This is a genomic window from Streptomyces tamarix, from assembly GCF_032423885.1.
GTDB lineage: Bacteria > Actinomycetota > Actinomycetes > Streptomycetales > Streptomycetaceae > Streptomyces > Streptomyces tamarix.
Window position 1 is genome coordinate 174,073 of sequence record NZ_JAWCTQ010000006.1, and the last position, 12,874, is coordinate 186,946.

General features: G+C 74.1%; 11 protein-coding genes. 9 read left to right on the forward strand and 2 right to left on the reverse strand.

Going from position 1 to position 12,874, the window contains the following annotated elements; translation table 11 throughout:
* Positions 1-81 precede the first annotated feature (81 nt).
* On the reverse strand, positions 82-1,776 hold the full coding sequence (gene paaN / locus RND61_RS07700) for a phenylacetic acid degradation protein PaaN (protein ID WP_315877045.1): 1,695 nt from the start codon (positions 1,774-1,776) through the stop codon (positions 82-84).
* 123 nt (positions 1,777-1,899) lie between these two features.
* On the opposite strand from paaN, the gene RND61_RS07705 reads away from it, so the two are divergent.
* Both RND61_RS07705 and RND61_RS07710 read left to right on the forward strand, forming a co-directional pair.
* A complete protein-coding gene (locus RND61_RS07705) occupies positions 1,900-3,450 on the forward strand; it encodes a 3-hydroxyacyl-CoA dehydrogenase (RefSeq protein ID WP_315877046.1) in 1,551 nt (516 codons plus the stop codon).
* Positions 3,447-4,046 carry a TetR/AcrR family transcriptional regulator gene (locus tag RND61_RS07710; protein WP_315877047.1) on the forward strand — a complete coding sequence of 200 codons (600 nt, stop codon included), beginning with the start codon at positions 3,447-3,449 and terminating at the stop codon, positions 4,044-4,046. Before RND61_RS07705 ends, RND61_RS07710 begins: the two co-directional genes overlap by 4 nt.
* 144 nt (positions 4,047-4,190) lie before the next feature.
* Here the strand turns inward: RND61_RS07710 and RND61_RS07715 are convergent, their stop codons facing one another.
* Positions 4,191-4,736 carry an Lrp/AsnC family transcriptional regulator gene (locus RND61_RS07715; protein ID WP_315877074.1) on the reverse strand — a complete coding sequence of 182 codons (546 nt, stop codon included), beginning with the start codon at positions 4,734-4,736 and terminating at the stop codon, positions 4,191-4,193.
* 196 nt (positions 4,737-4,932) lie between these two features.
* Between RND61_RS07715 and pdhA the strand changes: the two genes are divergently transcribed.
* From pdhA to RND61_RS07750, 7 genes are all read left to right on the forward strand, one after another.
* Positions 4,933-6,075, forward strand: a complete 1,143-nt coding sequence (pdhA, locus tag RND61_RS07720) for a pyruvate dehydrogenase (acetyl-transferring) E1 component subunit alpha (RefSeq protein ID WP_315877048.1) — start codon at positions 4,933-4,935, stop codon at positions 6,073-6,075.
* Positions 6,072-7,088, forward strand: a complete 1,017-nt coding sequence (locus RND61_RS07725; protein WP_315877049.1) for an alpha-ketoacid dehydrogenase subunit beta — start codon at positions 6,072-6,074, stop codon at positions 7,086-7,088. The genes pdhA and RND61_RS07725 overlap by 4 nt, the downstream gene beginning before the upstream one ends.
* Positions 7,088-8,467 carry a dihydrolipoamide acetyltransferase family protein gene (locus RND61_RS07730; RefSeq protein ID WP_315877050.1) on the forward strand — a complete coding sequence of 460 codons (1,380 nt, stop codon included), beginning with the start codon at positions 7,088-7,090 and terminating at the stop codon, positions 8,465-8,467. Before RND61_RS07725 ends, RND61_RS07730 begins: the two co-directional genes overlap by 1 nt.
* 92 nt (positions 8,468-8,559) lie before the next feature.
* Positions 8,560-9,402: an NTP transferase domain-containing protein gene (locus RND61_RS07735; RefSeq protein ID WP_315877051.1), complete on the forward strand. Its 843-nt coding sequence runs from the start codon at positions 8,560-8,562 to the stop codon at positions 9,400-9,402.
* Complete coding sequence (locus RND61_RS07740) at positions 9,399-10,742, forward strand: molybdopterin molybdotransferase MoeA (protein WP_315877052.1); 1,344 nt, start codon at positions 9,399-9,401, stop codon at positions 10,740-10,742. Before RND61_RS07735 ends, RND61_RS07740 begins: the two co-directional genes overlap by 4 nt.
* Positions 10,730-11,863 (forward strand): potassium channel family protein, encoded by a 1,134-nt coding sequence (locus tag RND61_RS07745; RefSeq protein ID WP_391653042.1) that lies wholly within the window; start codon positions 10,730-10,732, stop codon positions 11,861-11,863. Before RND61_RS07740 ends, RND61_RS07745 begins: the two co-directional genes overlap by 13 nt.
* A gap of 10 nt (positions 11,864-11,873) precedes the next feature.
* Complete coding sequence (locus RND61_RS07750) at positions 11,874-12,863, forward strand: NAD(P)H-quinone oxidoreductase (RefSeq protein ID WP_315877054.1); 990 nt, start codon at positions 11,874-11,876, stop codon at positions 12,861-12,863.
* Positions 12,864-12,874: the final 11 nt, after the last annotated feature.

Here is a 12,874-nt window from a genome sequence, read left to right on the forward strand (position 1 = left end):
CCCGAGTGCCCGGTCACGCCGAGCGCCGGATCGCTCCGGCTGCCCGGTCACGCAGGGCGCCGGGTCACGCCGGGCTTCGGGTCACGCCGGGCGGCGGACCTCCACCACCCGGAAGCGGTTCGCCACGAAGGCGCTGTCGCACAGGGCGGCGTTCGCGGCGGGGTTGCCGCCCGAACCGTGGAAGTCGGAGAACGCGGCGGTCTGGTTGACGTAGACGCCGCCCGTCAGGTTCAGCGAGAGCTGCGCCGACTCCTCCAGGCAGACCTCCTCGACCGCGCGCTCCACCTCCTGCGAGGTCGTGTACGCGCCGACCGCCATCGCGCCCTTCTCGCGGATCGTGCGCCGCAGCAGCTCCAGCGCGCCGGCCGTGGAGTCCACGGCCACGGCGAACGAGACGGGGCCGAAGCACTCCGACATGTAGGCGGCCTCCGCGTCCGGCTTGGAGCCGTCCAGCTTGACCAGGAGCGGCGTGCGCACGACGGCGTCCGGGAAGTCCGGGTTGACGACCTCGCGGGACGGCAGGGCGACCTCGCCCAGTCCCGCGGCCGCTTCCAGGCGGGCCTTCACGTCGGGGTTGACCAGCGCGCCCAGCAGCCCGTTCGCCCTCGCGTCGTCGCCCAGCAGGCCCTCCACGGCGGCGGCGAGGTCGGTGACCACCTCGTCGTACGACTTCGGGCCGGCGTCGGTCGTGATGCCGTCGCGCGGGATCAGCAGGTTCTGCGGGGTCGTGCACATCTGGCCGCTGTACAGGGAGAGGGAGAAGGCCAGGTTGGCCAGCATCCCCCGGTATTCGTCGGTGGAGTCCACGACGATCGTGTTGACGCCGGCCTTCTCCGTGTAGACCTGGGCCTGGCGGGCGTTGGCCTCCAGCCAGTCGCCGAACGCCGTCGAGCCCGTGTAGTCGATGATCCGGATCTCGGGGCGGACGGCCAGCGCCTTGGCGATGCCCTCACCGGGGCGCTCGGCGGCCAGCGCCACCAGGTTCGGGTCGAAGCCCGCCTCGGCCAGTACGTCGCGCGCGATCCGCACGGTCAGGGCGAGCGGCAGGACCGCGCGCGGGTGCGGTTTGACCAGGACGGCGTTGCCGGTCGCCAGGGAGGCGAACAGGCCCGGGTAGCCGTTCCACGTCGGGAAGGTGTTGCAGCCGATCAGCAGGGCGACGCCGCGGCCGACCGGGGTGAACGTCTTGCGCAGCTCCAGCGGACCCCGCTTGCCCTGTGGCTTGGACCACTCGGCCTCCCGCGGCGTCCGGACCTGCTCCTCGTACGCGTACGCCACCGCCTCCAGGCCGCGGTCCTGCGCGTGCGAGCCGCCCGCCTGGAACGCCATCACGAACGCCTGCCCGCTCGTGTGCATCACCGCGTGTGCGAACTCGTGCGTCCGGGCGCTGATGCGGGCCAGGATCTCCAGGCAGACCAGCGCGCGCGTCTCCGGGCCGGCGTCCCGCCAGGCGCCCAGGCCGGCGCGCATCGCCGGCAGCAGCACGTCCACGTCCACGTGCGGGTACTCCACGCCGAGCGCCGGGCCGTACGGAGACACCTCCCCGCCCGTCCAGCCGTCCGTGCCCGGCTGGTCCAGGTCGAAGCGGGAGCCGAGGGTCGCCCGGTGGGCGGCGAGGCCGTCCTCGGCGCTCAGCGAGCCGTTCTCCCCGTACGCCTTCGGGTGCTCCGGGTGCGGCGACCAGTAGGCGCGCGTACGGATCGCCTCCAGGGCCTGGTCGAGCGTGGGCCGGTGCCTCTCGGACAGGTGGGCGGGGGTCAGCTGCGCGGCGGCCATGGCGGACCAACTCCTCGGTGAGCTGGGCAGGAACAGGCGGACAGAGCTAGAGTAACCGAACGATCGGTCGGGACAAGGGGGTCTCCCGAACCTGTGGACAACGCATCGGGGAGGATCACTGGCATGACCGACACTGAGGCCACCACACGGGCCGCCGGGACCGCCGTCGAACGCGATCGGACCGTCGCCGTCGTCGGGGCGGGGACCATGGGCCAGGGCATCGCACAGGTCGCGCTCGTCGCCGGCCACCGCGTACGCCTCCACGACGCCGCGCCCGGCCGTGCCGAGCAGGCCGCCGAGTCCCTCCTCGGGCGGCTGGACCGGCTGGTCGCCAAGGGGCGCCTCGCCCGGGAGGAGCGGGACGCGGCCGCCGCGCGCCTCCACCCGGCCGCCGACCTCGACGAGCTGGCCGACGCCGCGCTCGTGGTCGAGGCGGTCGTGGAGCGCCTCACGGTCAAGCAGGAGCTCTTCACCGCGCTGGAGAAGATCGTCGACGACGACTGCCTCCTCGCCACCAACACCTCCTCGCTCTCCGTCACCGCCATCGGCGGCGCGCTGCGCCTCCCCGGCCGCTTCGTCGGCATGCACTTCTTCAACCCGGCGCCGCTGCTGCCCCTCGTCGAGGTCGTCAGCGGCTTCGCGACGGACATCGCGTCCGCCACGCGCGCGTACGAGACGGCCCGCGCCTGGGGCAAGACCCCGGTCGCCTGCGCCGACACGCCGGGCTTCATCGTCAACCGCATCGCCCGCCCCTTCTACGCCGAGGCGTTCGCGGTCTACGAGGAGCAGGGCGCCGACCCGGCCACCATCGACGCCGTCCTACGCGAGTCCGGCGGCTTCCGCATGGGGGCCTTCGAGCTGACCGACCTCATCGGCCAGGACGTCAACGAGGCGGTGACCACGTCGGTCTGGGAGGCGTTCTTCCAGGATCCCCGGTTCCGCCCCTCGCTCGCCCAGCGGCGCCTCGTCGAGGCCGGGATGCTCGGCCGCAAGACCGGCCGCGGCTGGTACGCGTACGACGACCAGGGCGTCCACCGTCCCGAGCCGCACACCGCCGAGCCTGCCGACCCACCCGCGTACGTCGTCGTCGAGGGCGACCTCGCCCCCTTCGGTGAGCTGCTCGACATGATCCGGGAGGCCGGGATCCCCCTCCGCGAAGAGGAGGAGGACCGGGGCACGCGCCTCGAACTGCCCGGCGGGGGCCAGCTGGCACCGGCCGACGGCCAGACGTCCGTCGAGTTCCGCGACGTCGTCTACTTCGACCTCGCCCTCGACTACCGCGAGGCGACCCGCATCGCGCTGGCCGCCGGCCCGGACACGTCCCAGGAGACCCTCGACCAGGCGATCGGCCTCTTCCAGGCCCTGGGCAAGAAGGTCAGCGTCATCGGCGACGTGCCGGGCATGATCGTCGCCCGGACCGTGGCGCGGCTCGTCGACCTCGCGCACGAGGCGGTCGCCAAGGGCGTCGCCACGGAGGAGGACATCGACACCGCGATGCGGCTCGGCGTCAACTACCCGCTCGGGCCCTTCGAGTGGAGTCGCAAGATCGGCAGGAGCTGGGCGTACGGCATCCTGGAGGAGCTCCACCAGCGCGACCCCTCGGGACGCTACGCGCCCTCCCTGGCGCTCTACCGCCACTCCTACGCCGACGACGAGCGGGAGACCGGACGATGACGAGCACCAGGCGCGACACCTACACGCCCGAGACGCTCCTCTCGGTCGCCGTCCAGGTCTTCAACGAACGCGGCTACGACGGCACGTCCATGGAGCACCTCTCCAAGGCCGCCGGGATTTCCAAGTCCTCGATCTACCACCACGTCACGGGCAAGGAGGAACTGCTGCGGCGGGCGGTCAGCCGCGCCCTGGACGGGCTGTTCGCCGTCCTCGACGAGGGGCCCGCCACCCGCGGCCGGGCCGTCGAGCGGGTCGAGTACGTCACCCGACGCACGGTCGAGGTGCTGGTCGACGAACTGCCGTACGTGACGCTGCTGCTGAGGGTGCGCGGCAACACGCGGACCGAGCGCTGGGCGCTGGAGCGGCGCCGCGAGTTCGACCACCGCGTCGCCGACCTGATGAAGGCGGCGGCGGCGGACGGGGACCTCCGCTCCGACATGGACATAAAGATCGCGACCCGGCTGCTGTTCGGCATGGTCAACTCGCTCGTCGAGTGGTACCGCCCGCAGCCCGGGGGCGGGGACGGCGCCGACCGCCGGCAGGTGGCGGACACGGTGGTCCGCCTGGCCTTCGACGGCCTGCGCACCGGGCACTGAGCCCTCCGCCTGCGCACCGGGCGGCCCTCCGCCGGGTGGCGCGGGACCCGGTCCCGGTGGCGCGGGTCCCGGCGGTGGCCCGCGCCCCGGCCTTCCCCGCCCGCGTCGCCGGCGCCCCGGCCCGCGCCGCCGGTCGGCGTCCCCTCACACCCCGGTCGCCGGTCTCCGCACCCCACCCGCCGCCCCGTCGGCCGCGAACTTGCGGTGGACGTCCGTCTCCTCGAACACCAGCAGCGTGCGCGTGGACAGCACCTCCGGGATCGCCTGGAGCTTGGTCAGGACCAGCTCGCGCAGGCTGCGGTTGTCCGGCGTGTGCACCAGCAGCAGCACGTCGAAGTCCCCGCTCACCAGGGCGATGTGCGCCGCGCCCGGCAGCGCCTGGAGCTGCTCGCGGACCGTGCGCCACGAATTCTGCACGATCTTGAGCGTGATGTACGCGGACGCGCCCTGCCCCGCCCGCTCGTGGTTGACGCGCGCGCTGAAGCCGCGGATCACCCCGTCGTCGATGAGCCGGTTGATCCGCGCGTACGCGTTCGCCCGCGACACGTGGACCCGCTCGGCCACCGACCGTACCGACGCCCGCCCATCCGTTTGGAGGATCCGCAGGATGTCGCGGTCGATGGCGTCGAGCGGGCGCGGCGGCGGAGTGCGGTCACCGCCCTGCGGCGCCTGCTCCCAACCGTCGGCCATTCGTTCAGCCCCCATGTCCCCCCGCCTCTCTCCTCTGGACGACCTGCCCCTATCCCAGGCTGTGCAAAACCGTTTGTCCACAGGCTTGGGGTGCCCGTAGCCAAATTTGCTCCACGACCGAACAATCGGTAGGTGAGGCGCGCCACATCCGCGCCGCCCCCGGGTGTTATGCCCGCTCCCACGAGGAGGTGCTGTCATGACGGTCCAAGAGCTGCCCGGCGCGGCCTCTTACCAGCCCACTCCGCCGCCGGCATGGAAGCCGCGCACGGATCCCGCGCCGCTGCTCCCGGACCCCGAGCCGTACCGGGTGCTGGGCACGGATGCCGCGGCCGACTTCGCCCCCGCCGTACTGCGCCGGCTCTACACCGAGTTGGTGCGGGGCCGCCGGTACAACACGCAGGCGACGGCGCTCACCAAGCAGGGCCGGCTGGCCGTGTACCCGTCCAGCACGGGCCAGGAGGCCTGTGAGGTGACCGCCGCGCTCGTCCTGGAGGACCGGGACTGGCTGTTCCCGTCGTACCGGGACACCTTGGCCTCCGTGGCGCGCGGACTGGACCCCGTCGAGGCGCTGACGCTCCTGCGGGGCGACTGGCACACCGGGTACGACCCGCGCGAGCACCGCATCGCCCCCCTGTGCACCCCACTCGCCACGCAGCTCCCGCACGCCGTGGGCCTGGCCCACGCCGCCCGGCTCAAGGGCGACGACGTCGTGGCGCTGGCGATGGTCGGCGACGGCGGAACCAGCGAGGGTGACTTCCACGAGGCGCTGAACTTCGCCGCCGTGTGGCGGGCCCCCGTCGTCTTCCTCGTGCAGAACAACGGCTTCGCGATCTCCGTGCCGCTCGCCAAGCAGACCGCGGCCCCGTCGCTCGCCCACAAGGCCGTCGGCTACGGCATGCCGGGCCGGCTCGTCGACGGGAACGACGCGGCGGCCCTCCACCAGGTGCTCTCCGAGGCGGTGGCCCGCGCCCGGCGCGGCGGCGGACCCACGCTCGTCGAGGCCGTGACGTACCGCGTCGATGCCCACACCAACGCCGACGACGCGACCCGGTACCGCGAGGCCGCCGAGGTCGAGGCGTGGCGGCGGCACGACCCGGTCAAGCTCCTGGAGCGGGAACTGACGGAGCGTGGCCTCATCGATGAGAGCGGCATCCGCGAGGCCGCCGAGCAGGCGGAGGCGATGGCCGCGCGGTTGCGCGAGCGGATGAACGCCGACGCCGAGCTCGACCCGATGGACCTGTTCGCCCACGTCTACGCGGAGCCGACCGCGCAGCTCGTGGAGCAGGCCGCGCAGCTGCGGGCCGAGTTGGACGCCGAAGCGGAGGGCGACGAGCGATGACCACCGTGGCAGCCGGGCGGGCGACCAAGCCCGCCACCATGGCACAGGCCCTCCAGCGGGCCATGCGCGACGCGATGGCCGAGGACCCGGCCGTGCACGTCATGGGTGAGGACGTCGGCACGCTGGGCGGGGTCTTCCGCGTCACCGACGGGCTCGCCAAGGAGTTCGGCGAGGACCGGTGCACGGACACGCCGCTCGCCGAGGCCGGCATCCTCGGCACGGCCGTGGGCATGGCGATGTACGGGCTGCGGCCGGTCGTCGAGATGCAGTTCGACGCGTTCGCCTACCCCGCCTTCGAGCAACTGGTCAGCCACGTCTCCCGGATGCGGAACCGCACGCGCGGCGCGATGCCGATGCCGCTGGTCGTCCGCGTCCCGTACGGCGGCGGGATCGGCGGCGTCGAGCACCACAGCGACTCCTCCGAGGTGTACTACATGGCGACTCCGGGGCTCCATGTCGTCACCCCCGCGACGGTCGCCGACGCGTACGGCCTGCTCCGCGCCGCCATCGCCTCCGACGACCCGGTCGTCTTCCTGGAGCCGAAGCGGCTGTACTGGTCGAAGTCCGACTGGTCGCCCGACGACCCGGCCGCGGTGGAGCCGATCGGCCGCGCCGTGGTGCGCCGCAGCGGTCGCAGCGCCACGCTCATCACCTACGGCCCGTCCGTGCCGGTCTGCCTGGAGGCGGCCGAGGCGGCGCGGGCGGAGGGTTGGGACCTGGAGGTCGTGGACCTGCGCTCGCTGGTCCCGTTCGACGACGAGACCGTCTGCGCGTCGGTGCGGCGCACGGGGCGCGCGATCGTCGTGCACGAGGCCACCGGCTTCGCCGGGCCGGGTGCGGAGATCGCCGCGCGGGTCACCGAGCGGTGCTTCCACCATCTGGAGGCGCCGGTGCTGCGGGTGGCCGGGTTCGACATCCCGTACCCGCCGCCGATGCTGGAGCGGCACCATCTGCCGGGTGTCGACCGGATCCTGGACGCGGTCGCCCGGCTCCAGTGGGAGGCGGAGAGCTGATGGCCCAGGTACTGGAGTTCACGCTGCCGGACCTCGGTGAGGGCCTCACCGAGGCGGAGATCGTGCGGTGGCTCGTCTCGGTGGGGGACGTCGTCGCCGTCGACCAGCCTGTCGTGGAGGTCGAGACGGCCAAGGCGATGGTGGAGGTCCCCTGCCCGTACGGCGGTGTCGTCACCGCCCGCTTCGGAGAGGAGGGCGAGGAACTGCCGGTGGGCGCCCCTCTGCTGACCGTCGCCGTCGGCGCCGCGGAGGCGCCGGACGGCTCCGGGCCCGCGTCCGCCGGTCAGCCGGCCGCGGCCCCGCCCGCGGATGGGTCCGGAGCCTCCACCGCTTCCGCCGAGGAGGGCTCGGGGAACGTGCTGGTCGGCTACGGCACGAGTGCGGCCTCCGCCCGCAGGCGGCGCGTCCGCCCGGTGGTGCCGATCGCCGTGTCCGCGCCCCGGGCCGTCGCGCCCGCGCCCTCTCCCGCGCCGGTGCCCGCCGCGCCCGCGGAGGGGCCGGTCCCGGTGATCTCGCCGCTCGTGCGGAAGCTCGCCCGGGAGCGCGGTGTCGACCTGCGGCGGCTGCGCGGCTCCGGCCCGCACGGGCTGATCCTGCGGGCCGACGTCGAACGGGCCGTCACCGAAGCGCCGGCCCCGCAGGACACCGCTCCGGCGCGTCCCGTACCGGCCGGGGCCGTGGCGGCGGGGGCCGCCGAGCGGGTGCCGCTGCGCGGGGTGCGCGGCGCCGTCGCCGACAAGCTGACCCGCAGCCGCCAGGAGATCCCCGACGCCACCTGTTGGGTGGACGCCGACGCGACGGAGCTCATGGCGGCACGGGCCGCGATGAACGCCGCCGGCGGGGAGAAGGTCTCCCTGCTGGCGCTGCTGGCCCGGATCTGCACGGCCGCGCTCGCCCGCCATCCGGAGCTGAACTCCCGCGTCGACCTCGCGGCCCGCGAGATCGTCCGGTCGCCCGAGGTGCACCTGGGCTTCGCCGCCCAGACCGAGCGCGGACTGGTCGTGCCCGTCGTCCGCGACGCGCACACCCGCTCGGCCGAGGGCCTCACGGCGGAGTTCGCCCGACTCACCGAGGCGGCGCGCGCGGGCACGCTGTCTCCGGCCGACCTGACGGGCGGCACGTTCACGCTGAACAACTACGGCGTGTTCGGCGTCGACGGTTCCACACCGATCATCAACCACCCCGAAGCGGCCATGCTCGGCGTCGGCCGGATCGTCCCGAAGCCGTGGGTCCACCACGGCGAGCTGGCGGTCCGCCAGGTCGTCCAGCTCTCCCTCACGTTCGACCACCGGGTCTGCGACGGCGGTACGGCGGGCGGGTTCCTGCGGTACGTGGCCGACTGCGTCGAACACCCCGCGGTGCTGCTGCGCACCCTGTAGAGCCGGGGTCCCGATCTCCTCCCCCGGGTCGGGACCCCACCGAGCGGCCGGGGCGCTGTCCGCTCCGCCACGGCGGCGACCATACTGGGCGCGTGACCCGATTTGACGCCGTCGTGCTGGCAGGAGGCGCCGCGAGGCGACTCGGTGGCGCGGACAAACCCGGCCTGAGCGTCGGTGGACGCACCCTGCTCGACCGGGTGCTGCACGCCTGTCGCGACGCCGGACGGGCCGTGGTGGTCGGCGGTCGCCGTCCGACCGCTCGGCCCGTCGTCTGGGCGCGGGAGGAGCCGCCGGGAGGCGGCCCCGTCGCCGCACTGGCCGCCGGGGTGCGACACGTCGACGCGGACACGGTCGTCGTCCTCGGCGGCGACCTGCCGTTCCTGGACCGCGCGGCCGTACGGAACCTCGTCGACGCGCTCGCCGCGTCGACCGCGGAGGCCGTCCTGGCCGTCGACGCGGACGGCCGGGACCAGCCGCTCGTCGCCGCGTACCGCACCGAGCCGCTGCGCCGCGAGATCGCCCTCCTCGCCACCGAGCACGGCCCTCTCTCCGGGTTGCCCCTGCGTCTGCTGACGCAGGAACTGGACCTCGCCCGGGTCCCCGCCCAGCCGCTCGCCTCCTTCGACTGCGACACCTGGGAAGACCTCGCCACGGCCCGGGCCCGCATCAGGGAGCATGGGAACGTGCTGGACGAATGGATCACCGCGGCCAAGGCCGAACTCGGCATCGAGCTCGACGTCGACACCGCCCTGCTGCTCGACCTGGCCCGTGACGCCGCCCACGGCGTCGCCCGGCCCGCGGCGCCGCTCACCACGTTCCTCGTGGGGTACGCGGCGGCCAAGGCGGAGGGTGACGGCCCGCAGGCGGTGGCGGAGGCGGCCCGCAAGGCGGCCGCGCTCGCGAACCGCTGGGCGAGCGAGGCCGAAGCGGAATGACCGAGCCGGACGTCGACGGCGTCGACGAAGCCCTCGCCCTGGTCGGCGGAGCGCCGACCCACCTCGCCGCGTCCAGCCCGCCCGGGCACCGCGGCACGCCCTGGTCCCAGGCGCGCGCCATCGCCGCCCGGGCCGGCCGCGGCGTGACCCCCCGCACCCGCCGCGTGCCCCTCGGCGAGGCGCTCGGGCGGGTCCTCGCCGAGCCGCTGACCGCCCTCACCGACCTGCCGTCGTTCGACACCTCCGCCATGGACGGCTGGGCGGTCGCCGGACCCGGGCCGTGGGAGATCCGCACCGGGGACGCCGTACTCGCCGGCCACGGCGCGATCCCCGCCCTGCCCGACGGTGTCGCGGTGCGCATCGCGACGGGCGCCCGCGTCCCCGCCGACACCACCGCCGTCATCCGCTCCGAGCACGCCCGCGCCGAACCCGGCCGCGGCGACCGCTCCGGTGCGGGGCCGGGCGGCGGACACCTGTACGCGCGGCACGAGGTGGTGCCCGGCCAGGACATCCGCCCGCGCGGCCAGGAGTGCCGTACGGGCGACGCGCTCCTCCCCGCCACCACGGTCGTCACCCCGGCCGTGCTGGGCCTGGCCGCCGCCGCCGGGTACGACGAGCTGGCCATCGTCGAGCCGCCCCGCGTCGAGGTCCTCGTCCTCGGCGATGAACTGCTCACCTCCGGTGTCCCGCACGACGGGCTCATCCGGGACGCCCTCGGCCCGATGCTCGACCCCTGGCTGCGCGCCCTGGGGGCCGAGGTCGTGGCCGTGCGGCGCGTCGGGGACGACGCCGAGGCGCTGTACGAGGCCGTCACCGGCACCGGCGCCGACCTCGTCGTCACCACCGGGGGCACCGCCGCCGGACCGGTCGACCACGTCCACCCCGTCCTGCGCGGGGCGGGCGCCGAACTCCTCGTCGACGGCGTACAGGCACGGCCGGGGCATCCCATGCTGCTGGCCCGCCTCACCCCGTCCCAGTACCTCGTCGGACTGCCCGGCAACCCGCTGGCGGCCGTGTCCGGGCTGCTGTCCCTCGCCGAGCCGCTGCTGCGCGGCCTCGCCGGGTGCCGCGCCCCCGAGCCGTACTGGGCGTCCGTACGGGACGGGGTGCAGGGCCATCCGCACGACACCCGCCTCGTGCCCGTCGTCCGCCGCGCCGGAGAGGCCGTTCCCCTCCACTACGCCGGTCCCGCCATGCTGCGCGGGCTCGCCGCCGCCGACGGGCTCGCCGTCGTCCCGCCCGGCGGCGCCCGGCCCGGCGACGCGCTGGAGGTCCTCGACCTGCCGTGGACGGCGCCCGTCTCGGCCCCGGTCCCGGCCCAAGGCGGGTGTTTCACGTGAAACACCCCAGTCGGCAGGTCCGCGCGCGTCAGGACGAGGAGCAACTGGCCACCGGTCGGGTCAGTCTGCCGAGGCCGATCGTCGAGCATCCGCTGAGGCAGGTCGGCCAGCGGCTGGCCCTCGCCCTGTTCGTCCTGCTCGTGACGGTGCTGATCGTCATGGCGGACCACAACGGGTACAAGGACAACGTCGACGGGCACGTCAGCCTGCTCGACGCCGTCTACTACGCGACGGTGACGCTCTCGACGACCGGGTACGGCGACATCGTGCCGGCGAGCGACACCGCCCGGCTGGTCAACGTGCTGATCGTGACCCCGCTGCGCGTGCTGTTCCTGATCATCTTGGTCGGCACCACCCTGGAGGTGCTCGCCGAGCGCACCCGCGAGGAGTGGCGCCAGAAGCGTTGGAGGTTGGCCTTGCGAGACCACACCGTCGTCGTCGGCTTCGGCACGAAGGGCCGCTCCGCGCTGGAGACCCTGATGGCCACGGGGCTGAAGAAGCAACAGGTCGTGGTGGTCGACCCGAGCAGCAAGGTGATCGAGATGGTCAATGCGGAGGGGCTGACCGGGGTCGTCGGCGACGGCACCCGCAGCGATGTGCTGCTCCGTGCCGAGGCCCAGAGGGCCCGCCAGATCATCGTCGCCACCCAGCGGGACGACACCGCGGTCCTCGTCACGCTCACGGCGCGCCAGCTGAACAAGGGCGTCAAGATCATCGCTGCGGTGCGCGAGGAGGAGAACGCCCCGCTGCTGCGCCAGTCCGGTGCGGACGCCGTCATCACCAGTGCCAGCGCCGCGGGACGGCTGCTCGGCCTGTCCGTGCTGAGCCCCAGCGCGGGCACGGTGCTGGAGGACCTGATCCACCAGGGCACCGGCCTGGACCTCGTGGAACGGCCCGTCACCAAGGCGGAGGCGGGCCGGAGCGTCCGGGACACCGAGGACCTGGTGGTGAGCGTGTTGCGCGGGCACCGGCTGATCGGCTACGACGACCCGGAGGCCAGTCCGCTCCAACTGACCGACCGGGTCATCGCCATCAAGCGGTCGAAGGGCGTCAGCGGCGCGGTGAGCCCGTTGAAGGGCACGGCGTGGAACGGCACCTCGACGGGCACGTCGGCGGAGTAGCCTCACGACCATGCGTGCGATCACGATTCCCGAACCCGGTGGCCCCGAAGCGCTCGTCTGGTCCGAGGTCCCCGATCCCGTACCCGGCGAGGGCGAGGTGCTCGTCGACGTGACGGCAGGAGCCGTCAACCGCGCCGATCTGCTCCAGCGGCAGGGCTTCTACGACCCCCCGCCGGGCGCGTCCCCCTACCCCGGTCTCGAATGCTCGGGCCGGATCTCCGCGCTGGGCCCCGGAGTCTCCGGCTGGGCCATCGGCGACGAGGTGTGCGCGCTGCTCGCGGGTGGCGGCTACGCCGAGAAGGTGGCCGTCCCGGCCGGCCAGCTATTGCCCGTACCGAAGGGACTCGACCTGGTGACGGCGGCGGCGCTGCCGGAGGTCACCGCGACCGTCTGGTCGAACGTCTTCATGGTGGCGCACCTGCGGCCCGGCGAGACCCTGCTGGTGCACGGGGGCGCCAGCGGCATCGGGACGATGGCGATCCAGCTCGGCAAGGCGGTCGGCGCCCGGGTCGCGGTGACCGCGGGCGGCCCGGAGAAGCTGGCGCGCTGCGCCGAGCTCGGCGCCGACATCCTGATCGACTACCGCACCCAGGACTTCGTCGACGAGCTGCGCCGGGCGACGGACGGGGCGGGCGCGGACGTCATCCTCGACATCATGGGCGCCAAGTACCTGGAGCCGAACGTCAAGGCGCTGGCGATGAACGGCCGGCTCGCGGTCATCGGCCTCCAGGGCGGTGCCAAGGGAGAGCTGAACCTGGGCGCCCTGCTCAGCAAGCGGGCCGCCGTGACGGCGACCTCGCTGCGGCAGCGACCGCTGGAGGAGAAGGCGACCATCATCGCGGCCGTACGGGAACACGTCTGGCCGCTGATCGAGGCGGGCACGGTCCGCCCCGTCGTGCACCGCACGTTCCCCCTGGCGGAGGCCGCGGAGGCCCACCGGGTGCTGGAGGAGAGCACCCACGTCGGCAAGGTGCTGCTGACCACGGGCGCGGCGGACTGACGCCCCCTCAA